Annotated in this window: 19 protein-coding genes and 1 tRNA gene; 14 read left to right on the top strand and 6 right to left on the bottom strand. The window is 71.8% G+C overall.

Annotated elements, in window-relative coordinates; genetic code table 11:
- Positions 1–98: 98 nt before the first annotated feature.
- The 9 genes from infC to NS331_RS12785 all read left to right on the top strand — a co-directional run bounded on the left by infC (position 99) and on the right by NS331_RS12785 (position 7,447).
- Positions 99–695: a translation initiation factor IF-3 gene (gene infC, locus NS331_RS12825; RefSeq protein ID WP_081682094.1), complete on the top strand. Its 597-nt coding sequence runs from the start codon at positions 99–101 to the stop codon at positions 693–695.
- A 142-nt stretch (positions 696–837) separates the two neighbouring features.
- A complete protein-coding gene (gene rpmI, locus NS331_RS12820) occupies positions 838–1,041 on the top strand; it encodes a 50S ribosomal protein L35 (protein ID WP_058642377.1) in 204 nt (67 codons plus the stop codon).
- Positions 1,042–1,069: 28 nt separating this feature from the next.
- Positions 1,070–1,429 carry a 50S ribosomal protein L20 gene (gene rplT / locus NS331_RS12815; RefSeq protein WP_028253492.1) on the top strand — a complete coding sequence of 120 codons (360 nt, stop codon included), beginning with the start codon at positions 1,070–1,072 and terminating at the stop codon, positions 1,427–1,429.
- 254 nt (positions 1,430–1,683) lie between these two features.
- Positions 1,684–2,727 (top strand): phenylalanine--tRNA ligase subunit alpha, encoded by a 1,044-nt coding sequence (gene pheS / locus NS331_RS12810; protein WP_058642376.1) that lies wholly within the window; start codon positions 1,684–1,686, stop codon positions 2,725–2,727.
- Between the two features lie 15 nt (positions 2,728–2,742).
- Positions 2,743–5,172 carry a phenylalanine--tRNA ligase subunit beta gene (pheT, locus tag NS331_RS12805; RefSeq protein WP_058642375.1) on the top strand — a complete coding sequence of 810 codons (2,430 nt, stop codon included), beginning with the start codon at positions 2,743–2,745 and terminating at the stop codon, positions 5,170–5,172.
- 18 nt (positions 5,173–5,190) lie between these two features.
- On the top strand, positions 5,191–5,571 hold the full coding sequence (locus NS331_RS12800; RefSeq protein WP_058642374.1) for an integration host factor subunit alpha: 381 nt from the start codon (positions 5,191–5,193) through the stop codon (positions 5,569–5,571).
- Between the two features lie 159 nt (positions 5,572–5,730).
- Positions 5,731–6,303 (top strand): MerR family transcriptional regulator, encoded by a 573-nt coding sequence (locus NS331_RS27475; protein ID WP_440589385.1) that lies wholly within the window; start codon positions 5,731–5,733, stop codon positions 6,301–6,303.
- 108 nt (positions 6,304–6,411) lie between these two features.
- Positions 6,412–6,488, top strand: a tRNA-Pro gene (locus NS331_RS12790).
- Positions 6,489–6,622: 134 nt separating this feature from the next.
- On the top strand, positions 6,623–7,447 hold the full coding sequence (locus tag NS331_RS12785) for an undecaprenyl-diphosphate phosphatase (protein WP_058642373.1): 825 nt from the start codon (positions 6,623–6,625) through the stop codon (positions 7,445–7,447).
- Positions 7,448–7,540: 93 nt separating this feature from the next.
- Here NS331_RS12785 and NS331_RS12780 read toward each other — a convergent pair whose 3' ends face one another.
- The 6 genes from NS331_RS12780 to poxB all read right to left on the bottom strand — a co-directional run bounded on the left by NS331_RS12780 (position 7,541) and on the right by poxB (position 14,939).
- A complete protein-coding gene (locus tag NS331_RS12780; RefSeq protein WP_058642394.1) occupies positions 7,541–8,341 on the bottom strand; it encodes an alpha/beta fold hydrolase in 801 nt (266 codons plus the stop codon).
- A gap of 165 nt (positions 8,342–8,506) precedes the next feature.
- Entirely contained in the window at positions 8,507–9,337 is an 831-nt protein-coding gene (locus tag NS331_RS12775; protein WP_058642372.1) for a proteasome-type protease, read from the bottom strand.
- 35 nt (positions 9,338–9,372) lie between these two features.
- Positions 9,373–11,967, bottom strand: a complete 2,595-nt coding sequence (gene mutS, locus NS331_RS12770; protein ID WP_058642371.1) for a DNA mismatch repair protein MutS — start codon at positions 11,965–11,967, stop codon at positions 9,373–9,375.
- 235 nt (positions 11,968–12,202) lie between these two features.
- Complete coding sequence (locus NS331_RS12765) at positions 12,203–12,721, bottom strand: type II toxin-antitoxin system YhaV family toxin (RefSeq protein ID WP_058642370.1); 519 nt, start codon at positions 12,719–12,721, stop codon at positions 12,203–12,205.
- The gene (locus NS331_RS12760; RefSeq protein ID WP_058642369.1) at positions 12,718–13,047 is read right to left on the bottom strand and encodes a type II toxin-antitoxin system PrlF family antitoxin; all 330 of its coding nucleotides are present in this window, start codon (positions 13,045–13,047) and stop codon (positions 12,718–12,720) included. The genes NS331_RS12765 and NS331_RS12760 overlap by 4 nt, the downstream gene beginning before the upstream one ends.
- A gap of 167 nt (positions 13,048–13,214) precedes the next feature.
- Positions 13,215–14,939: a ubiquinone-dependent pyruvate dehydrogenase gene (gene poxB / locus NS331_RS12755; protein ID WP_058642368.1), complete on the bottom strand. Its 1,725-nt coding sequence runs from the start codon at positions 14,937–14,939 to the stop codon at positions 13,215–13,217.
- Between the two features lie 274 nt (positions 14,940–15,213).
- Between poxB and NS331_RS12750 the strand changes: the two genes are divergently transcribed.
- Genes NS331_RS12750 through NS331_RS12730 form a run of 5 tightly spaced genes read left to right on the top strand, consistent with a single transcriptional unit; the run spans position 15,214 to position 23,391 of the window.
- Positions 15,214–16,683 carry a TolC family outer membrane protein gene (locus NS331_RS12750; RefSeq protein WP_082702438.1) on the top strand — a complete coding sequence of 490 codons (1,470 nt, stop codon included), beginning with the start codon at positions 15,214–15,216 and terminating at the stop codon, positions 16,681–16,683.
- 10 nt (positions 16,684–16,693) lie between these two features.
- Entirely contained in the window at positions 16,694–18,088 is a 1,395-nt protein-coding gene (locus NS331_RS12745) for an efflux RND transporter periplasmic adaptor subunit (RefSeq protein ID WP_058642366.1), read from the top strand.
- A 58-nt stretch (positions 18,089–18,146) separates the two neighbouring features.
- Positions 18,147–20,345: a PqqD family peptide modification chaperone gene (locus NS331_RS26705; RefSeq protein ID WP_058642365.1), complete on the top strand. Its 2,199-nt coding sequence runs from the start codon at positions 18,147–18,149 to the stop codon at positions 20,343–20,345.
- Between the two features lie 11 nt (positions 20,346–20,356).
- A complete protein-coding gene (locus NS331_RS26700; RefSeq protein ID WP_058642364.1) occupies positions 20,357–22,393 on the top strand; it encodes a preprotein translocase subunit SecA in 2,037 nt (678 codons plus the stop codon).
- Positions 22,393–23,391, top strand: coding sequence for an efflux RND transporter periplasmic adaptor subunit (locus NS331_RS12730; protein ID WP_058642363.1), 999 nt, complete (start codon positions 22,393–22,395; stop codon positions 23,389–23,391). The genes NS331_RS26700 and NS331_RS12730 overlap by 1 nt, the downstream gene beginning before the upstream one ends.
- Positions 23,392–23,393: the final 2 nt, after the last annotated feature.

Raw genomic sequence — 23,393 nt, 5'->3', positions numbered from 1 at the left:
AGGGCCGGGCTTCACCGTCCGGTCCTGCGCTTCGCTTGGACGCGCGCCAAAGCGGTTTTAGCTACAAAATTTGTAGCATCTGATGAAGGACTGAAGCCATCGCTACTGCATTTCGCGACCGTCGCCAACGCGAGGAACGCCAACACCGCCTGAACCGGGAAATCATGGCCCCGGAAGTTCGCCTGTTCGGACCCGAAAACGAGGCCCTGGGCGTCGTGAGTCTGTCCGAGGCCCTGCGTCTTGCCGGTGAGCACGACGTGGACCTGGTCGAGGTGGTCGCGGCCGCCAATCCGCCGGTCTGCCGGTTGATCGAGTACGGCAAGTTCAAGTTCCTCGAACAGAAGAAGGCTGCCGAGGCGAAGTCGAAGCAGAAGGTCATCGAGGTCAAGGAAGTCAAGTTCCGGCCCGGTACCGACGATGGCGACTACAACATCAAGATGCGCAACATCCGTCGTTTTCTGGACGACGGCGACAAGTGCAAGATCACGCTGCGCTTCCGCGGCCGCGAGATCACGCACCAGGAGCTGGGCCTGGCCCTGCTTCAGCGCATCCGGGACGAACTGGGCGACGCCATCGTGGTCGAGCAGTTCCCCAAGCTGGAAGGCCGGCAGATGATCATGATGATCGCGCCGGGCCGCAAGAAGGGTGGGGCGGCTCCCAAGGCCGCCGAGCCGGCGACGTCCGGCCAGGCCTGAAGCGCGAGCTTCGCCTGCCTGCAAAGGATTTCGCCGCTGGCGCCGCAAGGCGCGGGTGGCGGGATGAAGAAGTGCCTCGGAGGCCAACAAGTCCGGGAAGGATTCCCGGCGCCTTGCGAGCACAAGTAAAAGGAGCATTCACATGCCCAAGATGAAGACCAAGAGCAGCGCGAAGAAACGTTTTCGCGTTCGTCCCGGTGGCACCGTCAAGCGCGGTCAAGCCTTCAAGCGTCACATCCTGACCAAGAAGACCACCAAGAACAAGCGCCACCTGCGCGGTGCGGTGTCGGTTCACGAGACCAACATGGTTTCGATGGCCGCCATGCTGCCCGGCCAAGGCATTTGATCAACCGACGAACTAGGAAGGATTCAATATGCCTCGCGTCAAACGTGGTGTAACCGCTCGCGCCCGCCACAAGAAGGTTCTCGCCCTGGCCAAGGGCTTCCGCGGTCGTCGCGGCAATGTCTTCCGCATCGCCAAGCAGGCGGTGATGAAGGCAGGCCAATACGCCTACCGCGATCGCCGCACCAAGAAGCGCGTGTTCCGCCAGCTGTGGATTGCGCGTATCAACGCCGCCTCCCGTGAACTGGGCCTGACCTACAGCCAGTTCGCCAACGGCATCCGCAAGGCCGGCATCGAGATCGACCGCAAGGTCCTCGCCGACATCGCCGTGCACGACAAGGCCGCTTTCGCCGGCATCGTGGAGCAGGTCAAGGCCAAGCTGGCTGCTTGATTCCGCACAGTGCGCGCCCGCTCCGGCGGAGCCGCGCACGTCAACGGTTCCAGGGCTGGCGCTTGAAAAAGCTCCGGCCCTTTTTCATCGCCGGACCGTCCCGCGATGAAGGGCGTCCCTCCCGGGGCGCGATCCCCCGCAGTGGGAGCCGTGGGCAGTTTTTCCTGGGCCTGCCGCCGCTGCATCGCCGCCCGACCGGTGCGCCGATGCCCGCCGTGCCGGCCCTCTCCATTTCTCCGCATCGCACGCATTCCATGAACGAACTGGACACCCTGGTCGACCAAGCCCGTGCCGCCTTCGCCGGCGCCCGGGCACCCGCTGAGCTCGAGAACGCGAAGGCGCAGTTCCTGGGCAAGTCCGGCCGCGTCACGGAACTGATGAAGGGCCTGGCCCAGTTGCCGGTCGACGAGAAGAAGAGCCGCGGGGCCGCCATCAACGTGGCCAAGCAGGCCATCGAGGCCGCGCTCACGGCCCGCCGCCAGGAACTGGCCGATGCCGAGCTCAATGCCCAACTGCAGGCCGAGGCGCTCGACGTCACGCTGCCCGGCCGGCGCCGCGCCGGGGGCGGCCTGCACCCGGTGGCGCGCGCGCAGGAGCGCATCGAGGCCATCTTCGCCAGCATGGGCTTCGACGTGGCCGACGGCCCGGAGATCGAGACCGACTGGTTCAGCTTCACCTCGCTGAACAACCCGCCGAACCATCCGGCCCGCTCGATGCAGGACACCTTCTACGTCGACATGAAGGACGACGACGGCCAGCTGTTCAACCTGCGGCCCCACACCTCGCCGATGCAGGTGCGCTATGCCCAGGCCCATGCACGCCAGTACGCCGGCCAGGAGACCATGCCCGACATCCGCGTGATCGCGCCGGGCCGCACCTACCGGGTGGACAGCGACGCCACGCACTCGCCCATGTTCCACCAGGTCGAAGGCCTGTGGATCGGCCAGAACGTCAGCTTCAAGGACCTGAAGGTGATGTACCTGGACTTCATCCAGGCCTTCTTCGAGACCAGCGCGCTCAAGCTGCGCTTCCGTCCCAGCTACTTCCCCTTCACCGAGCCCAGCGCCGAGATCGACATCATGTTCGAGCAGGGTCCGCTGGCCGGCCGCTGGCTGGAGGTGTCGGGCTCCGGCCAGGTGCATCCGCAGGTGGTGCGCAACATGGGCCTGGATCCCGAGAAGTACATCGGTTTCGCCTTCGGTTCGGGCATCGACCGCCTGGCCATGCTGCGCTACGGCGTGAGCGACCTGCGCCTCTTCTTCGACGGCGACCTGCGCTTCCTGAACCAATTCCAATAAGACGAGGGCGACCCGATGCAATTCCCCGAATCCTGGCTGCGTGCCTTCTGCAATCCGCCCCTGTCCTCCGAAGCCCTGGCCGACACGCTGACCATGGGCGGCTTCGAGGTGGAGGAGCGCCGTCCCGCCGCGCCGCCCTTCACCAAGATCGTCGTCGGCGAGATCAAGGAGGCCGTGCAGCATCCCAATGCCGACCGCCTGCGCGTGTGCCAGGTGGACGCCGGCCAGGGCGCCCTGCTGAACATCGTCTGCGGCGCACCCAATGCCCGCGTGGGCATCAAGGTGCCCTGCGCATTGGTCGGTGCCGAGCTGCCGCCCGGCGAGGACGGCAAGCCCTTCAAGATCAAGCTGGGCAAGCTGCGCGGCGTGGAAAGCCAGGGCATGCTGTGCTCCGCCCGCGAGCTGGGCCTGAGCGAGGACCACGGCGGCCTGCTGGAGCTGGCCGGCGACGCGCCCGTCGGTGCCGACGTGCGCGAACTGCTGCAGCTGGACGACGTGCTGCTCACCATCAAGCTCACGCCCAACCTCGCGCACGGCCTGTCGGTCTACGGCATCGCGCGCGAGCTGTCGGCGCTGACCGGCGCGCCGCTGCAGACGCCGGCCATCGAGCCGGTGCAGCCGCAGCTGGACGACACGCTGCCGGTGCGCGTCGAAGCCGCTGACCTGTGCGGCCGTTTCTCCGGCCGCATCGTGCGCGGCGTGAACACGCGCGCGGCCACGCCGGCCTGGATGGTCGACCGCCTGGCGCGCTGCGGCCAGCGCAGCGTGTCGCCGCTGGTGGACATCTCCAACTACGTGATGTTCGAGTACGGCTCGCCCTCGCACATCTTCGACCTGGACAAGATCCATGGCGGCCTGACGGTGCGTTGGGGCAAGCCCGGCGAGCCGCTCAAGCTGCTCAACGGCAACACCGTCACGGTCGACGATCAGGTGGGTGTGATCGCGGATGAGCGCGAGGTGGAGTCCCTGGCCGGCATCATGGGCGGCGACGCCACCGCCGTCTCCGACGACACCTCGAGCATCTACATCGAGGCCGCCTTCTGGTGGCCCGCCGCCATCCAGGGCCGCTCGCGCCGCTTCAACTTCTCGACCGACGCCGGCCACCGCTTCGAGCGCGGCGTGGATCCGAGCCGCACCGTGGCCATGATCGAGCGCATCACCCGACTGGTGCAGGAGATCTGCGGCGGCCAGGCCGGCCCCATCGACGACCAGGTGCTGCGGTCGCCCGAGGCCGCGCCCGTCACGCTGCGCGTGGCCCGCGCCGAGCGCGTGATCGGCATGCCGATCACCCAGGCCCAGTGCGCCGACGTGCTGCGCAAGCTGCACCTCGACTTCACCCAAGGCGAGGGCACGCTCACCGTCACGCCGCCGCCGCACCGCTTCGACATCGCCATCGAGGAAGACCTGATCGAGGAAGTCGCGCGCCTGGTCGGCTACAACAACCTGCCGTCCACGCCGCCGCTGGCGCCGATCCGCGCCCGCGTGCTGTCCGAGTCGCAGCGCAGCCGCTTCGCCGTGCGCCACCGGCTGGCCGACCTGGGCTACCAGGAGACGATCAACTTCAGCTTCGTCGAAGCCGCGTGGGAGCGCGACCTGGCCGGCAACGCCGACCCGGTGCAGCTGCTCAATCCCATCGCCAGCCAGATGAGCGTGATGCGCTCGTCGCTCGTGGGCTCGCTGCTGGCCGTGCTCAAGTTCAACCTGGACCGGAAGGCACCGCGTGTGCGGGTGTTCGAGGTGGGCCGCGTGTTCATGCGCGACGACACCGTCGTGACTGGCGACAGCAGCGTCAAGGGCGTGCGCCAGCCGGTGCACGTGGCCGGCCTGGCCTGGGGCGACGACGAAGCCGCCCGCTGGGACGGCAGGCCGCAGCGCGTGGACTTCTACGACGCCAAGGGCGATGTCGAGGCGCTGCTCGCGCCGCGCGCCGTGCGCTTCGAATCGGCCGAGCATCCCGCGCTGCACCCCGGCCGCTGTGCCCGCGTGCTCGTGGACGGCCAGCCGGCCGGCTTCATCGGCGAGTTGCATCCGCGCTGGCGCCAGCAGTGGGAGCTGCCCTTCGCGCCCATGCTGTTCGAACTGTCGCTCGACGCCGTGACGGCGCGGGCCATGCCGGCTCTGCGCCCGGTGCCGCGCCACCAGGCCGTGGAGCGAGACATCGCCGTGGTGGTGGCCGAATCGGTGAGCCACGATGCGCTGCTGGACGCCGTGCGCGCCGCCGACACGGGCGGCCTGCTGCGCGATGCGGCGCTGTTCGACATCTACCGGCCGGCGCCCGAGACCACGGCCGCCGCACCCGGCGCACTGGCGGCGGGCGAAAAGAGCATGGCCGTGCGCCTGGCCTTCCTGGGCGAGGCCACGCTGACCGACGAACAGGTCGATGCCGCCGTGGCCGCCATCGTGGCCAAGGCCCAGCAGCAGGTGGGCGCCCGCCTGCGCGGCTGAAACCGGGACGACGACGACATGGAATTCAAGATCGACGCCATCGAGACGCCGGCGCTCACCAAGGCCCAGCTGTCGGAGCTGCTGTTCGAGCAGATCGGCCTGAACAAGCGCGAGGCCAAGGACATGGTCGAGGCCTTCTTCGACGTCATCGGCCAGCGGCTGATCGAGGGCGACGAGGTGAAGATCTCCGGCTTCGGCAACTTCCAGATCCGCACCAAGGCCGCCCGGCCGGGGCGCAATCCGCGCACAGGCGAGTCTATCCCCATCGGCCCGCGGCGGGTCGCGATCTTCCACGCCAGTGCCAAGCTCAAGGAGCAGCTGCATGAAGGTGTGGAGGGTGCGGTGTCCATGCAGGCGGACGATGCCGCGCCCGAGTCCGTGGTGCCGCAGGCCGGCTGAACCACGTCGTTGCGTGCGCGGCCCGTGCTGGCTGAGTACCTTCGGGTGACACTTCGAAGCGCTCGTGACAACCATGCTGCACTTTGATCGGGCTCCGGCTGGTTTCGTTGCCGACGCTGGAGTAACCTCGCACGTTTGCCCAGCACCGTGTTGATTTCGATGGAGAACAGCCTCCCTCCGATTCCCGTCAAGCGCTACTTCACCATCGGTGAGGTGGCGGAACTGTGCGGGGTGAAGCCGCACGTGCTGCGCTACTGGGAGCAGGAGTTCACGCAGCTGCGTCCCATGAAGCGTCGGGGCAACCGCCGCTACTACCAGCACCACGAGGTGCTGATGATCCGGCGCATCCGCGACCTGCTCTACGAACAGGGCTTCACGATCAGCGGCGCGCGCAACCGCCTGCAGGAACTGGCGCAGGCCGAGCGCGAGCGCAGACGGCGCGGTGGCGAGGCTCTGGCGGACGAGGCCGCCGGCGGCGTGCCCGGCTTCGCCGAACAGCCGGATGACGACGAGCAGGGCTTCGGCGACCTGCTGCCGGGCGATGCGCCCGCAGACATCGCGGCCGACCAGGCGGCGGAGTTCGTGGCCAGCGCGCGCAGTTCTGCGCACCGCGTGTCGGCGGGGGCCGAACTGGTCATGGGCTCGCCGCTGCCCCTCATCTCCGGCGACTACCCGGTGGCCCTGCTGCGCCGGGAACTGGTGGAGATCCGCGAGCTGCTGACGCTCGACTGATCGCCCGGCAGGCATGGCCGGTGCACGGATGTGTGCCGCGTGACGACCGCACAATTTATCGGTGGGGCGCTGTCCAGCAAAGCAATCCCGGTATATACTTTATGGCTTCGGTGTGTGGCGCAGCCTGGTAGCGCACTTGCATGGGGTGCAAGGGGTCGAAGGTTCGAATCCTTTCACACCGACCACTATCAAAAGTCTGGAAGCCGCTGCGGAGTCATGTCCGCAGCGGCTTTTTTGTTTGTCGCCGGTCGCCGTCGTCGACCGTGGGGCTGCCCATCCGTGTGCAGGCGGCCCGAACTGAAAAAAGAAGGAGTACCGCTTGGACATCGTGTTGCTGGCCAAAGCCGCCATCATGGGCATCGTGGAGGGGCTGACCGAGTTCCTTCCCATCTCGTCGACCGGCCACCTGATCCTGGCGGGCTCGCTCCTGGGCTTCGATGACGGCAAGGCCAAGGTCTTCGACATCGCCATCCAGACGGGCGCGATCTTCGCGGTGATCCTGGTGTACTGGCAGAAGATCAAGTCCACCGTGGTGGCGCTGCCGCGCCAGCGCAAGGCGCAGCGCTTCGCGCTCAACGTGTTCATCGGCTTCCTGCCGGCCGTGGTGCTGGGCCTGCTGTTCGGCAAGGCGATCAAGGCGCACCTGTTCATTCCGACGGTGGTGGCCAGCACCTTCATCATCGGCGGCTTCATCATCCTGTGGGCCGAGAAGCGGCCGCCCGGCGCCGTGCGCGTGGAGCACGTGGACGACATGACGCCCCTGGACGCGCTCAAGGTCGGCCTGGTGCAGTGCTTCGCCATGATCCCGGGCACGAGCCGCAGCGGCTCCACCATCATCGGCGGCATGCTGCTGGGCCTGTCGCGCAAGGCGGCGACCGACTTCTCCTTCTTCCTGGCCATCCCGACGCTGATCGGGGCCGGCGTCTACAGCCTCTACAAGGAGCGGGCGCTGCTGTCGGTGGCGGACATCCCGATGTTCGCCGTCGGCCTGGTGTTCTCCTTCATCAGTGCCTGGCTGTGCGTGCGCTGGCTGCTGCGCTACATCTCCACCCACAGCTTCATTCCCTTCGCCTGGTACCGCATCGTGTTCGGCCTGATCGTGCTGGGCACGGCGTGGAGCGGGCTGGTCGTCTGGGCGGATTGAGGAACGGACGCTTCGGTCTGGGGCCGGGCATCGCGTCCCGGCTTCGACAGGCTCAGCCCGAACGGTCTGGGGCCGATCGGCCCGCGGAAGGGCTCAGAGCAGGTTGCGCAGCGTCGCCTCGATGGCGGCGGCGGTCGCGATGGGCTTTTCCATCGGAAACAGGTGCGTGCCGTCCAGCATGCTGATGCGCCCACGCGTCAGCCGCAGCGTCGCGGCCATGCCGGCGCGCTTCATCTCCACCGACTGGCGGCCGCCGATGAAGGCGCAGGCGCACTGCAGCGGCCTGCTGCGCAGCAGGCGGCCGATGTTGTCGGGCAGGTTGTCGTAGATCGCGGTCTCGACGTCGCGGTCGAAGGCGAGGGCGCGCGCATCGCCGTGCACGAAGGTGCCGTGGTCGATGTAGTCGTGCAGCACCTGCGGGTCCCAGCGCGCGAAAGCCTTCTTGTGGCGGAAGTGCTCGAACACGGCCTCTCGGTCCTGCCAGCTGTCGCGGCGCCTGCGGCTGACCATGCCGGGCGACACGCGGCGCATCAGCGGCGTGCGCTTGACCAGCCCCAGCGTGCCGGCGCGCCAGCCGTCGATGATGGGCGAATCGATCATCACCACGCCGCGGGCCAGCAGCGGATGCTGCGAGGCGCACATCACGCTCAGGATGCCGCCCAGCGAATGGCCGACGAGGAAGGGCGCGGTGCCGGCCGCATCGGCGATGGGCGCGGCGAATTCGGCCAGTTGCGCGACCAGGTGCGGCCAGTTGTCGGTGACCGGAAAGCGCGGGTCATGGCCGAACTTCTCGATGGCATGCACCGCGAAGCCGCGGGCGCGCAGGCTGTCGAGCATCACCCGGTAGGTGCTGGCAGGAAAGCTGTTGCCGTGCGAGAAGACGATGGGCGGCAGCGGGGCCGCGGCGGATGACGGGGACGCGGAGGCGGGCACGGTCGGCAGCAGTCTATGGATGCGGGAATCGGGCGGCGGCAAAGGCAGGCACCGGGTTGGCGCAGTGCCGTGCGCTCGGCTCACGAGGTGCGGATGACGCCGGTGCGGCCGAGCAAACTGGCCTTCTCAGATGAGCTTCTCGTCCCGCGTCGAGATCTTGCGCAGCGCGCCGTGGCGGCCGGCCGGCATCTTCAGCGGGTGCGCGGACTGGTCGTCGTTCCAGACCGGGTCTTCCAGGCTGTCGAACACCTCGCGCAGCTTGCGGCCCCAGCCGTCGCGGATCATGCGGAAGTAGGGGTTGTCGGCGTCGATGCAGATCACCTTGTCGGTCTGCAGGCGGTTGGCCTCGTAGACCACCAGGTCCAGCGGCAGGCCGACGGACAGGTTGGACTTCATGGTCGAGTCCATCGACACCAGCGCGCACTTGGCGGCCTCGTCCAGCGGGGTGTCGGGCGTGAGCACGCGGTCGAGCACCGGCTTGCCGTACTTGGCCTCGCCGATCTGGAAATAGGGCGTCTCGGGCGTGGCCTCGATGAAGTTGCCGGCCGAATAGACCAGGAAGAGCCGCATGCCCTCGCCCTTGACCTGGCCGCCGAGGATGAAGCTGACGTTGAAGTCCACGCCGGCCGCCTTCAGCGCCTCGCCGTCGCGGTCGTAGACATGGCGCACGGCCGAGCCCAGCACGCGGGCGGCGTCGAACATGCTCCTGGCGTTCCAGATCGTGATGGGCGGGCCGTCGCGGCCGCGCTCTTCCAGTTCTTCGATCTGCAGGATCTCGCGCACCGACTGCGAGATCGACAGGTTGCCGGCCGACAGCAGCACCATCGTGCGGTCGCCGGCCTTCTCGTAGACGATCATCTTTCGGAAGGTGCTGATGTGGTCCACGCCCGCGTTGGTGCGGGAGTCCGACAGGAAGACCAGGCCGGCGTTGAGTTTGATGCCTACGCAGTACGTCATGGTGGTGCGCGGGCCGCGGACCGGCCGCGAAGGCGTCAGTCCCGCCGCTCGCGTTGGTGCAGCTTCTTGAGGGTATAGAGCGCGTCGAGCGCCTCGCGGGGGCTCATCGCATCGGGGTCGAGCGTGGCCAGGGCGGATTCTACGGGGCTCTCCTGCGGCGCCTCGGCCGCGGGCGGCGGCGCGAACAGGTCGACCTGGGCCTGCGCCTGGGTCTGCTGCGACTCCAGCGCCTCCAGCGCGCCGCGGGCATGGTGGATCACCGCCGCCGGCATGCCGGCCAGCCGCGCCACCTGGACGCCGTAGCTGCGGCTGGCAGGCCCCGGTTGCATCTCGTGCAGGAAGACGATGTCGCGGCCGCTCTCGGTCGCGCTCACGTGCATGTTGAGCGCCGCGCGGTGCGTGGCCGGGAACTCCGTCAGCTCGAAATAGTGCGTGGCGAAGAGCGTGAAGGACTTGGTCTTGTCGTGCAGGTGCGCCGCGATGCCCGCCGCCAGCGCGAGGCCGTCGAAGGTGCTGGTGCCGCGGCCGATCTCGTCCATCAGCACCAGCGAATGCGGCGTGGCGCAATGCAGGATCTGCGCGGCCTCGGTCATCTCCAGCATGAAGGTGGACTGGGCATTGGCCAGGTCGTCGGCCGCGCCGATGCGGGTGTGGATGGCGTCGATGGGCCCCAGCCGGCAACTGGCCGCCGGCACGCAGGAGCCGATGGAGGCCAGCAGCACGATGATGGCCACCTGCCGCATGTAGGTCGACTTGCCGCCCATGTTGGGCCCGGTGATGACCTGCATGCGCTGGCTGGGCCCCAGGCGCGTGTCGTTGGCGATGAAGGCGCCGCTGGATTTTTCGGCCAGGCGCGCTTCCACCACCGGATGGCGGCCCTGCTCGATCTCGATGCAGGGATGGGCCACGAAGCTGGGCGCGTTCCAGTTCAGCATGTGGGCCCGCTCGGCCAGCGCCGCCAGCGCATCGAGCGAGGCCAGCGCCGCCGCCACGCGCGTGAGCGCCGGCACGTGCGGCTGCAGCTGGTCGAGCAGCTGCTCGTAGAGCCACTTCTCGCGCGCCAGGGCGCGGTCCTGCGCCGACAGCGCCTTGTCCTCGAAGGCCTTGAGTTCGGGCGTGATGAAGCGCTCGGCGTTCTTCAGTGTCTGGCGGCGACGGTAATGCTCGGGCACGCGCGAGAGGGCACTCTGCGTGATCTCGATGTAGAAGCCGTGCACGCGGTTGAACTGCACCCGCAGGTTGGCGATGCCCGTGAGCGCGCGCTCGCGCGTCTCCAGCTCCAGCAGGAAGCCGTCGCAGTTCTCGCCGATGGCGCGCAGCTCGTCCAACTCGGCGTCGAAGCCGGTGGCGATCACGCCGCCTTCGCGGATCAGCGCGGCGGGCTCGGGCTGGATGGCGCGCGCCAGCAACTCGGCGCAGCCGGGCGGCGGCACCAGTTCTTCGGCGAAGTAGCCCAGCAGCGGCGCGGCCGTCGGCAGCAGCGGCGCCACATGCCCGCACTTGGCCAGCGCCAGCTGCAGCGCGACCAGTTCGCGCGGGCGCACCTGGCGCAGCGCGACGCGGGCGGCGATGCGTTCCACGTCGCTGGTGTTCTTGAGCTGCTCGCGCAGCAACTTCCAGGGCGCGGCGGTCTCGCCCGGCGCTGGTGCGCGCAGGGCGGCGATGGCGCCCAGCCGGGCCTGGGCCTCGGCCCGGTCGCGGCGCGGCGCCAGCAGCCAGCGCTTGAGCATGCGGCTGCCCATGCCGGTCATGCAGGTGTCCAGCAGCGAGAAGAGGGTGGGCGCGTCTTCGCCGCGCAGCGTCTGCACCAGTTCCAGGTTGCGGCGCGTGGTGGCGGGCAGGCCGATCAGTTCGCCGTCGCGCTCGACGGCCAGGCGCTGCAGGTGCGACAGCGTGCGGCCCTGCGTGTGCTCGGCATAGCCCAGCAGCGCGGCGGCGGCGGCATGGGCCTGGCCCAGCGATTCGGCGCCCCAGGCCGCCAGGCTGGCGGCGCCCAGTTGCTCGCGCAGCTTGCGCTCGCCCAGGCCGGCGTCGAACTGCCAGGCGGGCCGCACCGAGAGCGTGAAGCCGCCCGGCTCGCGCTGCAGCTTGAGGCGCTGCTCGAAGGCCGGCGTGACCTCGGCGCTGTAGAGCAGTTCGCTCGGCCCCACGCGCTGCAGCCAGCCGTCGAGCGCATCGGCCTCGCATTCGGCCAGGTGCACCTCGGCACCGGTGACGCTCAGCCAGGCCAGGCCGCAGACGTTGCGCGGGCCGGCATGCACGGCCATCAGGATGGCATCGCTCTTGTCGGCCAGCAGTTCGGCATCGGTGAGCGTGCCGGGCGTGACCACGCGCACCACCTTGCGCTCGACCGGACCCTTGGCGGCGCCAACCTCGCCCACCTGCTCGCAGATCGCGACCGACTCGCCCAGCTTGATCAGGCGGGCCAGGTAGGTGTCGACCGAATGGAAGGGCACGCCGGCCATGACCACCGGCGCGCCGGCCGACTGGCCGCGCGTGGTGAGCGTGATGTCGAGCAGCCGCGCGGCCTTCTCGGCATCGGCGTAGAAGAGCTCGTAGAAGTCGCCCATCCGGTAGAACAGCAGCGTCTCGGGATGGTCGGCTTTCAGCCGTAAATACTGCGCCATCATCGGCGTGTGCGCGGAGAAGTCGGGCGCGGCAAGCGCTGGCGATGTCGCGGCGGTCTGCGTCAAGTCTGTGGTGTCCAAGTCAGTGGTGTCTCGCCGGAAAAGGTGGGCCTTCGCGGGGAGGCGGGCCGGGGTCGGCGGGCGGGCGCCGTCCAGATGTGTCGCCGAGGACGGGGCACCGCCCGCGCTGCGCGAGAAGCAAGCGGTGTGCGCGGAGGCGCCGCGTCGGGGTCGCACATTATGGTGGAGCGGGCGCCGCTCGAACCTCGCGCGGCCCCAGCCGTCCCAGACGCTCCTGCTCGGCCTGGGCCTCGGCCAGCAACTGGGCCCAGTCCGATGGCGGCCGGCCGTTGTCGAGCATGCGCCGGAACACGCGGTAGGCGTCGTCGGTGCGCTCGTAGGCGCGTTTCGTGTCCTCGTCGTTGACCCACGCGAACACGATCACCCTGGCTTGCGCATGGAAGCGGAAGAACAGCCGGTACTGCTGGAAGAACTTGGCGCGGAACCAGTGCTTATGCGCGTCGCCCAGCGTGGCGCCCTGGCGGTACTCGGGCCGTGCAGGGTCCTGGGGGATGACGTCGAAGGCCAGTCTGGCGATGGCCGCCAGGCGCTTCGTGGCGTTCTTGCCGGTGTAGCCGGCCGGGTCCTTGCGCCGCAGCGCATCGACCTGCGCCGTCAGGGTTTCGAGCTGGTCAAGGAAAACCGGGTGCGCGAAGACCGTCCAGCCGTGGACAACGAGCGGCGCGTCGTCGCTCATTCGTCGTCTGCCGACAAGGGGGCGTCGAGGTCGAGGTCGGTGGTGCCGACCAGGTCCCGAATGCGCCGCACCAGTCCCTCGTCGACGGCACGCAGCCGCTCGGGATGCGCGGCGATGTCGTGGGCCAAAAGCGCCAGGAAGGGTGCCAGCGCCGGATCGCCGTCTTCGTCGGCGGCGGCGCGCGTGAGCACCACCTCGCCGTCGGGACGGATCGTGTAGTGGATCCGGTCGCGCTTGCCCAGCCGCAACGCGCGGCGCACGGATTCCGGCACCGTGGTCTGGTAGCGGTCGGTCAGCGTGGATTGGGCTTGCAGGATGGCGGGCATAAGCATGATTTCCGGCGAAACAACGGACGTGAATGGTAATGCAATTGCATTGCCATGGCGTTGCCAGGGCTCGGGCCGCTGGAGGCCTTCAGGCCACCCGTAGATGACTGGCGCGCTGGCCCTGGCGCCAGCGGGCGCGCGGCGAATGCGGTGCCGCGCCATCCGCTTCACCGAAACAGATTCGTCCGCGCCAACTCCACCACCTCGTCCCCTCGCCCGTTGATGATGGCCTTGAGCAGGTACAGGCTGAAGCCCTTGGCCTGCTCGGCCTGGATCCTGGGCGGCAGCACCAGTTCCTGCTTGGCCGTGATCACGTCCACCAGGGCGGGGCCGTCGTGGGCGAAGGCGGCGGCGAGGGCGCCGTCGAGCTCGGCGGAGTCGTTCACGCGCCAGCTGGCGACGCCCAGGGTGGCGGCCATGGCGGCGAAGTCGGGGTTGTGCAGGTCGGTGCCGGTGTCCAGGTAGCCGCCGGCCTTCATCTCCATGGCGACGAAGCCGAGGCTGCCGTTGTCGAACACCACCACCTTCACCGGCAGGCCCAGCTGCACCAAGCTGAGGAAGTCACCCATCATCATGGTGAAGCCGCCGTCGCCCGACAGGGAGACGACCTGCCGCCCCGGCGCCGCCGCCTGGGCGCCCATGGCCTGCAGCATGGCGTTGGCCATGGAGCCGTGGTTGAAGGAGCCGATCAGCCGGCGCCGGCCGTTCATCTTCAGGTAGCGCGCCGCCCAGACCGTCGGCGTGCCCACGTCGGCCGTGAAGACGGCGTCGTCGGCGGCCAGCGCACTGATGCGCTCGGCCACGTACTGGGGGTGCAGCGGGCGGCCGGCGCCGGCGGGCACCGCCAGCTCGTCCAGGCCCGTTCGCGCCTTGGCGTAGTGGGCGAGGGCGGCGTCGAGGAAGCCGCGGTCCTCGTGCGCCTCCAGCAGCGGCAGCAGGGCGGCGATGGTGTCGCCCACGTCGCCGACCAGGCCCTGCGCCAGCGTGGCCCGGCGGCCCAGGGCGGCGGGGTCGCGGTCGATCTGCACGATGTGCGCGTCCGTCGGATAGAAGTTGCGGTAGGGAAAGTCGGTGCCCAGCATCAGCAGCGTGTCGGCCTTCTCCATCGCGTGGTAGCCGGAAGCGAAGCCGATCAGGCCCGTCATGCCGACGTCGTAGGGGTTGTCCCATTCCACGTGTTCCTTGCCACGCAGGGCATGGACGATGGGCGCCTTGAGCCGCTCGGCCAGCGCCACGACGGCATCGTGGTGGCCGGCGCAGCCGCTGCCGGCCAGGAGGGTGATGGCGCGGGCCCCGTTCAGGTGGGCCGCCAGTTCGCGCAGCGCCGGCTCGGGCGGCACGATGCGGGGCGACGGGGCCAGGGGCAGGCGCGGGGCCTTGTCCACCGGCGCGGCGGCCAGCGCCACGTCGCCGGGAATGACCAGCACCGCCACGCCGCGCCGCCCGACGGCGGTCTGGATGGCCCGATGCAGCACCGCCGGCATCTGCGCCGGGTTGGACACCAGTTCCACATAGTCCGCGCACTCGCGGAACAGCTCCTGCGGATGCGTTTCCTGGAAATAGCCCAGGCCGATCTCCGACGACGGGATGTGCGCGGCGATGGCCAGCACCGGCACGTGGTTGCGCTGGCAGTCGAACAGGCCGTTGATCAGGTGCAGGTTGCCCGGGCCGCAACTGCCGGCGCACACGGCCAGCTCGCCGGTCAGTGCGGCCTCGGCACCGGCGGCGAAGGCGGCCGCTTCCTCATGGCGCACGTGCATCCAGTCGATGCGGCCCAGCCGCCGCAGGCTGTCGTTCAGCCCGTTGAGGCTGTCGCCGGTGACGCCCCAGATGCGCTGGACGCCGAGGTCGGCAAGGGTGTGGGCAAGCAGGTCGGCGACGGTGAAGGGCACGGGCACTCCTGGATGGGTATAGGGTAAACACGAATGGACTCCGTAAATCCTATGTCGCCTGGGCTGCGTGCCAGGTAGGAGCAGAACCCCCTGTTGATGCCGAGCTCATGATCGCGGTGCAAAAAAGAGAACTTTCGAATCAAAAGCCCCGCGAAACCCCCCATCATTGCATCAAATGCTTAGTAATTAAATACACTGGTTAACATTTACTGACGAAAGGCCGGCCGCCGACGGCGGCAGTGCCGGCGCAGTCCGCTGCAGGGAGTCGAGTTCCATGGAAAGCAAGGGTTGCCACAGCCTTCGCGGCCGGAACGTGCCGCGCCGGGGGCGGGCTGCGCCAGTCGTCGTGCTGGGTGCCGCGCTGGTCGCGGCGCTGGCGCTGCCGGCGGCTGCGCAGGGCCTGCGGCAATGGCAGGACGCTGCCGTCGCCAGCGATCCGGCGCTGGCCGGCGCCGAGGCGCAGCAGCGCGCCGGCGCCGAACGGGCCGAGCAGGCCGCCGCCGCGCTGCGGCCCAGCGTGGGCCTGGGCGCCTCGGCCAGCCGCACCGACTACCACGACCTCACCGGCCTGTCCCAGCCGCCCGACCGCGACTTCTCCACCCGCCAGTACGCCCTGTCGCTCAACCAGCCGCTCTACCGGCCGGTGCCGTGGCAGGCGCTGCAGCAGTCCCGCGTCGCCGTCGATGCGCTGGAGGCCCAGCGCGACGCCGTGCATGCCGACCTTCTGCAGCGCATGGTCGGCGCCTTCTTCGAACTGCAGGCCGTGCGTTCGGACCTGGTGCAGCTGCGCGGCCAGCGCCAGGCCACGGCCGAGCAGCTGGCCCTGGCGCGGCGCAGCTTCGATGCCGGCACCGTCTCCATCGTCGACGTGCGCGATGCCGAGGCGAAGTTCGACGCCGTCACTGCCCAGGAAGCCGCCGCCGAAATGGAGCGCCAGGCCAAGGAGGCCGCGCTGGAGCAGGTGGTCGGCCAGCGGGTGCAGGTGCCGGGGGCCGGCCTGCCGCCAGCCGAGGCGCCCGACCTGGGCGAGGCCGACCTGACGCGCTGGCTGGACCTGGCCGAAAGCGGCAGCCCGGTGGTGCGCCAGGCACGCCTTGCGCTGGCGGTGGCGCAGCTCGAAGTGCGCAAGATGCAGGCGGGCAGCCTGCCCACGCTGGACTTCAGCCTCAGCCAGCAGGCGGTGCGGGCCGGCGCCACCACCGTCAGTGCGCTGCCGCAGTCGGGCCGCTTCGTGCAGGCGGGGCTCAACCTCAACGTGCCGCTGTACGCCGGCGGCGGGCTCGACGCCCGCGTGCGCGAGGCCGTGGCGCAGGAGGACAAGGCCGCCGCCGACCTGGAAGCCGCCCGCCGCCAGGTCGGCGGCGCCGTGCGCCAGGCCTTCTATGCGGCGCTGGGCGCCATCGCCCAGTTCCGCGGGCTGCAGGCGGCCGAGCGCTCGGCCGAGACCGCGCTGGCCGCCAACCGCCGCGGCTACGAGGTGGGCGTGCGCATCGGCGCCGACGTGCTGGCGGCCCAGTCGCAGCTGTACCAGACGCGGCGCGACAAGGCCCGCGCCGGCTACGAGGCCTGGGCGCAGTTCTTCCGCCTCAAGACCGCCGCCGGCGCCGCGGGCGAGGAGGACCTGGCCCGCATCGATGGCCTGTTCGCCCCGGCGGCGTCCGGCGTCGCCCTGGCCGCGGCCGCGCCGGCACCGGCCTATCCGGGACTGATCCGCCGCCTGCGCCTGACGCAGTCCGCGCGCTGAGCCGCACGGCATGGCGCAGGCGACCGGCAGCGACGCGGCGACGGCGGCCCAGGCCGGCCAGCTGGCGGCCGAGCTGCTCGGCGCCCTCGGCGTGGACGAGGGCGCCGCGCGCCTGGCGACGCGGCTGGCGGCCCTCGCCGGCTGCGAGCGCGTCTGGATCGCCGTGCACCAGGCCGACGGCCTGCGCTTCGCCGGCGGCTCCGCCCACGACGACAAGGGCCTGCCGCCCGACCTGCGCCCGCTGCTGCTCGGCGCCATGCAGGAGGCGCTGGACCAGGGCGTGCCGCTGGCCTGCCCCGCGCCCGAGGCCGGCGGTGCCACCGACGCCATCCTGCTCGAACACCGCCTGCTGCAGGCCCACCTGCAGGCCGCCGTCGCCTGCGTGCCGCTGGGCCTGCACGGCGTGCCGGTGGCGGCCGTCTGCGCCGAGCGCCCGGCCGGCCAGCCCTTCGGTGCCGACGAGCTGCAGCGCCTGGCCGCCTGGCTCGCTCCGGCCACGCCGGCCCTGCACTGGATGCAGGCCGCCCAGCTGCCCTGGCGGCGCCGCGCCCGGCAAGCCTTGGCACAGGCCTGGCAGCGGCTGCGCGCGCCCGGCCAGCGCGGCCGGCGGCGCCTGCTGCTGGCCGGCGCGCTGGTGCTGGCCTTCGCCACCGCCGTGCCGCTGGACGACACCGTGAGTGGCCGCGCCCGCATCGAGGGCGCCGAGCAGCGGCAGATCTCCGCCCCTACCGACGGCTTCGTCAAGACGGTGCACGTGCGCCCCGGCGACCGCGTGCGCGCCGGCGATCCGCTGGTCGACCTGCTCGACGCCGACCAGCGGCTCGAGCAGGAGCGCTGGAGCCAGCAGCTCGCCCAGCACGAGAACGCCTATGCCGCCGCCATGGCCAACCGCGACCGCGTGGCCGCCGCCACCAGCCTGGCGCGCGTCAGCGAGGCGCAGGCCCAGCTGGCGCTGATCGCCGCGCAGATCGCCCGCGGCCGGCTGGTCGCGCCCTTCGACGGCGTCGTCATTCAGGGCGACCTGGCCCAGTCCATCGGCGCGCCGGTGCGCCAGGGCGACCTGCTGCTGACCCTGGCCGACAACCGCCGCCAGCGCGTGATCGTGGACGTGGACGAGGTGGACATCGCCCGCGTTCAGCCCGGCCAGGCCGGCTGGCTGTCGCTGTCGGCCTGGCTGTGGGCGCGCGAGCCGCTGCGGGTGGAGCGCATCGCGCCGCTGGCCCGCGCGGTGGAGGGCCGCAACGTGTTCGAGGTCGAGGCCCGGCTGCTCGACGCCCGGCCGGAGCTGCGCCCCGGCCTGCTCGGCCGCGCCAGCATCGATGCCGGCCGCGCGCCGCTGCTGTGGGCCTGGACGCGGCATGCACTGCTGCGCCTGCGGGTCGCCTTGTGGGCGTGGTGGGGATGAGCGCCCGCATGCCCATGGCCAGGCCGCGTCGCAGCGGCGCCCGCGCCGGGGCCGCGCCATGAGCGGCGACAGCCCGCGCTGGCACCGCGTCGCGGCCCTCAGGCCGAGGCTGCCACGCCAGCTGTGCGTGCGGCGCCAGCAGGTGCGCGGCGAGACCTGGTTCCTGCTGGCCGACACCGGCGCGCGGCGCAGCGTGCGGCTCAATGCCGCGGCCTACGACATCGCCGCCCGGCTCGACGGCCGGCGCAGCGTGCAGGCGGTGTGGGAGCAACTGCTGGAAGGCCGCCGCGAGCCGCCCACGCAGGAGGAGGTGGTGGACCTGCTCGCCCGACTGGACGCCGCCGGCCTGCTGCGCTTCGACGGCGAGGCGCCGCGGCTGCGGCTGGACCCCGGCGAGGCGCCGGCCCCGGGCGAGGAGAGCGCCGACGGCGCCACCGCCCGCGCGCCGCGCAGCCTGCTCGCCTGGCGGCTGCGGCTGGCCGATCCGGCGCGGCTGCTCGACCGGCTGGCGCCGCTGCAGCGCGTCTTCTCGCCCGCCGGCGCCGTGCTGTGGCTCGCCGCGGTCGCCGCGCTGCTGGTGCTGGCCGCGCAGCACGGCCCCGAGCTGGTGGCGCATGGCCGCGAATGGCTGGCCACGCCGCGCTACGTGCTGCTGGCGCTGCTGGCCTATCTGCCGCTCAAGCTGGTGCACGAACTGGCCCACGGCCTGGCGGTGCGGCGCTGGGGCGGCACCGTGCACGACGCCGGCGTCACGCTGGTCATGGGCCTGCCGCTGCCGTGGATGGACGCCTCTGCCTCCACGCTGTTCGTGCGGCGCCGCCAGCGCATCCTGGTGGCCGCGGCCGGCATGATGGCCGAGCTGGCCGTCGCCGCCGTGGCGCTGCCGCTGTGGCTCTGGCTGCCCGACGGGCCGGGGCGCGACCTGGCCTTCGTGCTCCTCTTCGTGGCCGGCGTGTCCACACTGGTGTTCAACGCCAATCCGCTGCAGCGGCTGGACGGCTACCACATCGCCACCGAGCTGCTGGCCCTGCCCAACCTGGCCACGCGCAGCCGCGGCTGGTGGCTGGCGCAACTGCGCCGGCACCTGCTGCGGCGCGAGGAAGAGGCCGAGGCCCTGCGCCCCACGCCCGGCGAGGCGCCCTGGCTGGCCGCCTACGCGCCGCTGTCCTGGCTCTACGGCCTGGCCATCGTGGCCTGGACGGTGCTCTGGCTGGGCAGCGTGTCGCTGCTGCTGGGCGTCGGCAGCGCCGTTCTGCTGGGCTGGCAGATGGCGCTGCGGCCGCTGCTCGCGCTGCTGGGCCGGCTGCGCACGGCGGCGCAGGCGCGGCCGTCCAGCGCGCGACGCTGGCGCCGGCTGGCGCTGGGCAGCGTGGCGGCACTCGTGGCGCTGCTGGCCGTGCCGCTGCCCCGGCATGCGCTCGTGCAGGGCGTGGTCTGGCCGCCGGAGCAGGCCCAGCTGCGCGCCGACGAGGCCGGCTTCGTGCGCGAGCTGCGCGTGGCCGACGGCACCGAGGTGCCCGCCGGCGCGGTGGTCCTGCTGCTGGAGAACCCGGCCCTGCAGACCCAGCTGGAGCGGCAGGACTGGCGCATCGCCGCGCTGGAGGCCGAGCTGGTCCAGTCCCTGCCCGGCGACGGCGCGCTGCCGGTGCCGGGCGCTCCGGAGCGCCGCAGCGGCGACCTGCAGGCCGAGTTGGCCGCCGCCCGCCATGCGCAGGCGCGGCTGCGCGAGCGCATCGCCGCGCTGGCGGTGCGCAGCCGCAGCGCCGGCCGCGTCGCCCTGCTGCAGCCGCAGGCCGGCGATCTGGCCGGCCGCTGGCTGGCGCAGGGTGCGCTGGTCGGCCAGGTGCTGGGCGGCGCGCCGCCCACGGTGCGCGTGGCGCTGCCCGAGTCCGAGGCCGACGCCCTGGCCGAGGCGCAGCCGGAGGCCGGCGTGCGCCTGGCCGCCGCGCCCGGCCGCGCCCACGACGCCCGCCTGGTGCGCGACAGCCTCGGCGCCGTCGCCCGCCTGCCCAGCGCTGCCCTGAGCGAGCGCCACGGCGGCCCGGTGCCCACCGATCCGAAGGACGGCGACGACCTGGTGCCGCTGCGCCCGGTCGTGCTGCTCGACGTGCAGCTCGACCGCCCGCCCGCCGCCGGCACCGCCCGCCTGGGCGAGCGCGCCTGGGTGCGGCTGGACCTGGGCTTCGCGCCGCTGGGCTGGCGGACGGTGCAGGCGATCTGGCGCGGCTGGTCGCAGCGCCTGAACCCGCAGTTCTGAGACGAGACGCCATGCCCGCCGCCGCCTCGACCCTGCCCACCGACCTCGCCCGCCTGCTGCCGCGGCCCGGTCCGGTGTGGGGCGCGCGGCCGATGCGGCCGGGTGGTGCCGAGGCCGAGGCGCCGCCCGCGCGTCGACTCAGCGTGGCACGTCTGCTCCGGACGCCCGCCGGCTTCGCCGCCCGGATCGGCCGCGACGCGCAGGCGCATGCGCAGCGCTGGCTGGCCCTGCCGGACGGCGAGCGTGCCGCGGCCCTCGCCGTCCTGCGCCGGCGCCTGCGTCGTGATGGCCTGCAGCCCGCTGCCCTGGCCGAGGCCCTGGGCGTGGCGAGCGGCTGCGCGTCGCTGACGCTGGGCCTGATGCCGCGCCAGACCCAGCGCATGGCCGCCGCGGCGCTGCTCGACGGCCGCTTCGCCGAAATGGCCACCGGCGAGGGCAAGACCCTGGCCCTGGCCCTGGCGGCCGCCGTCGGCGCGCTGGCCGGCATGCCGGTGCACGTGGTCACGGCCAACGACTACCTGGCGGGCCGGGACGCCACCTGGCTCGCGCCTTTCTACGCGGCGCTCGGCCTGCGCGCCTGCGCGCTGCGGGCGGCCGATGCGCCCGCCACCCGGCCGGGCCTCTACGCCCACGACGTGGTGCACACCACCGCGCGCGAGCTGGCCTTCGACTTCCTGCGCGACCGATTTGCGCAGGCCGGGGATGGGGCGTCGGCGGTCATGCCGGCCTACGAGCATGGCGCGACTGTTGCGGCAGACGCGGCCGCGCCATCCCCAGGCCGCCACGCACCGGCACCGCACCATTCCGGCCAGCGCGGCCTGTGCCTGGCCCTCATCGACGAGGCCGACAGCATCCTGATGGACGAGGCCGACCTGCCGCTGGTGCTGTCGCGCCCCGTGGTGCAGGCCACGCGCCGCGCCTTCCTGTGGCAGGCCTTCGCGGTGGCGCGCCAGCTGCAGCCGGGGCGCGACTTCGACACGCGACCGGCCGAGCGCGAGGCCGAACTCACGCCCGCCGGCGAAGCCCGCCTGGCCGAGCTGGCCGCCGGCCTGCCCGGCCGCTGGCGCTGGCCGCGCTACCGGCGCGAGGCGGTCTGCCTGGCCCTGGTCGCTCAGCACCTGCTGCGCCGCGACGCCCACTACCTGGTGCGCGACGGCGCCATCGTGCTGCTCGACGAGGTCACCGGCCGCGCGGCCGAGGGACGGGTGCTGGCCCGCGGACTGCAGACGCTGGTCGCGCTCAAGGAAGGGCTGCGCACCGCGGTCGACAGCGACGTGGTGGCGCAGAGCAGCTTTGCCCGCTTCTTCCTGCGCTACTGGCGCCTCGCAGGCCTGAGCGGCACGCTGTGGCAGGCGCGGCACGAGTTGCGGCAGGTGTTCGGCGCGCAGGTGGTGCGCGTGCCGCTGCATGCGCCCAGCCGCCTGCGCCGGCTGCCGCCGCGGGCGTTCGCCAGCGCCGAGGCCCGCTGGCAGGCCGTCGCGGCCGAGGTGGCGGCGCTGCGGGCCGCCGGCCGCCCGGTGCTGGTCGGCACCGACGACGTGGCCGACTCGCAGGCCCTGTCGGCCGTGCTGCGGCAGGCGGGCATCGCGCACCGGGTGCTGAATGCCCTGCAGGACGCACAGGAGGCCGAGATCGTGGCCGGCGCCGGCCGCGCCGGGCAGGTCACCGTCGCCACCCGCATGGCGGGCCGCGGCACCGACATCGCGCTGGACGCGGACGCACGCGCCGCGGGCGGGCTGCACGTCCTGTGCTGCCAGCACAACCCGTCGCAGCGGCTGGACCGGCAGCTTTTCGGCCGCGCCGCGCGCCACGGAGAGCCCGGAAGTGCGCAGTTGTTCATGGTTCAGCCCAAATTCAGCGGGGTCGGCCTCGACAGTTTGGATGGGCTAATTAACAATTTGGTAACAAGTTTGAACGGAATCAGGGAGTCGACGACATGGTTGCAGCGCCGAGCGTGGCAATGGCACGAAGAAGGACGGCGCGCGCGCTTGCGCGCCGCCCTGCTCGCGCAGGAGCGGCAATGGGAACGGCATTTCCCATCCGCCTGATGGCCGCTGCCGCCGCCACCGTCGCCGCGCTGCGTCCCGACCGGGCCGCGCTGGCGGCGGCGTTCGCGCTGCTGGCCGCCGCCGGTGCCGCCGCCGCCCCGGCCGCCCGGCCGCTGGGCTGCCTGATCGAGCCCGACCGCGTGGCCGACGTCGGCACGCCCGTGGTGGGCGTGGTCGACCAGTTGCGCGTCGAGCGCGGCGACGAGGTGCACGCCGGCCAGGTGCTGCTGCTGCTGCGTGCCGACGTCGAGCGCGCCAGCGCCAGCGCCGCGGGTGCCCGCGCCCGCACCGAGGCCGACGTGCTGGCCGCCCGCGCCGCGCTGGACTTCGCCAATCAGAAGCTGCGCCGCGCCAAAGGCCTGCTGCAGGAGAACTTCATCTCGCAGCAGGCCGTGGACCAGGCCGCCGCCGAGCAGGAGCAGGCCAGCCAGAAGCTGGCCCAGGCGCAGGACCAGCGCCGGGTGCTCGGCGAGGAGCGCCGCGTGGCCGATGCCCAGCTCGCCCAGCGCACCGTGCGCAGTCCCTTCGCCGGCGTGGTGGTGGACCGCTTCGTCAACCCGGGTGAACGGGTGGAGGAAAAACCGCTCATGCGCATCGCGGTGGTCGATCCGCTGCGGGTGGAACTGATGGTGCCCGTGGCCCTGCACGGACGCCTGCACCTGGGCGACCGGCTGGCGGTGCAGCCCGAACTGCCCGACCAGGGGCCGGTGACCGGCACCGTGACCCGGATGGACCGCGTGTTCGACGCCGCCAGCAACAGCTTCCGCGTGCGGCTGTCCTTGCCCAATCCGGGCGGCCGGCTGCCCGCTGGCCTGCGCTGCAAGGCCGAGCTGCCCGAGCTGCCGCCCGCGGCCGGGGCCGCCGGCACGCCGGGCGCCCTGAGGCCCGCCGCCGCCGTCTCCGCGCCGCCGCAGGCCGGTGGCCGGAACCCGGCCACGTCTCCCGTGCCGGCGCCGGCCACAACCGCCGTCACGACCGGTGCACCCGCCGCGCGCTGACG

Origin of the sequence: Pseudacidovorax intermedius (assembly GCF_001476815.1) — a bacterium.
GTDB lineage: Bacteria > Pseudomonadota > Gammaproteobacteria > Burkholderiales > Burkholderiaceae_C > Xenophilus > Xenophilus intermedius_A.
This window is presented reverse-complemented; position numbering and strand designations above follow the sequence as displayed.

Bases quoted from the DNA above. Each gene is read 5' to 3' on its own strand.
- rplT (WP_028253492.1), top strand. From the start codon at position 1,070: ATGCCTCGCGTCAAACGTGGTGTAACCGCTCGCGCCCGCCACAAGAAG.
- pheT (WP_058642375.1), top strand. From the start codon at position 2,743: ATGCAATTCCCCGAATCCTGGCTGCGTGCCTTCTGCAATCCGCCCCTG.
- NS331_RS12750 (WP_082702438.1), top strand. From the start codon at position 15,214: ATGGAAAGCAAGGGTTGCCACAGCCTTCGCGGCCGGAACGTGCCGCGC.
- NS331_RS12765 (WP_058642370.1), bottom strand. From the start codon at position 12,721: ATGAGCGACGACGCGCCGCTCGTTGTCCACGGCTGGACGGTCTTCGCG.
- NS331_RS12730 (WP_058642363.1), top strand. From the start codon at position 22,393: ATGGCCGCTGCCGCCGCCACCGTCGCCGCGCTGCGTCCCGACCGGGCC.
- NS331_RS12760 (WP_058642369.1), bottom strand. From the start codon at position 13,047: ATGCCCGCCATCCTGCAAGCCCAATCCACGCTGACCGACCGCTACCAG.
- NS331_RS12745 (WP_058642366.1), top strand. From the start codon at position 16,694: ATGGCGCAGGCGACCGGCAGCGACGCGGCGACGGCGGCCCAGGCCGGC.
- mutS (WP_058642371.1), bottom strand. From the start codon at position 11,967: ATGATGGCGCAGTATTTACGGCTGAAAGCCGACCATCCCGAGACGCTG.
- NS331_RS12800 (WP_058642374.1), top strand. From the start codon at position 5,191: ATGGAATTCAAGATCGACGCCATCGAGACGCCGGCGCTCACCAAGGCC.
- NS331_RS27475 (WP_440589385.1), top strand. From the start codon at position 5,731: ATGGAGAACAGCCTCCCTCCGATTCCCGTCAAGCGCTACTTCACCATC.
- NS331_RS12775 (WP_058642372.1), bottom strand. From the start codon at position 9,337: ATGACGTACTGCGTAGGCATCAAACTCAACGCCGGCCTGGTCTTCCTG.
- NS331_RS26700 (WP_058642364.1), top strand. From the start codon at position 20,357: ATGCCCGCCGCCGCCTCGACCCTGCCCACCGACCTCGCCCGCCTGCTG.
- pheS (WP_058642376.1), top strand. From the start codon at position 1,684: ATGAACGAACTGGACACCCTGGTCGACCAAGCCCGTGCCGCCTTCGCC.
- NS331_RS26705 (WP_058642365.1), top strand. From the start codon at position 18,147: ATGAGCGGCGACAGCCCGCGCTGGCACCGCGTCGCGGCCCTCAGGCCG.
- rpmI (WP_058642377.1), top strand. From the start codon at position 838: ATGCCCAAGATGAAGACCAAGAGCAGCGCGAAGAAACGTTTTCGCGTT.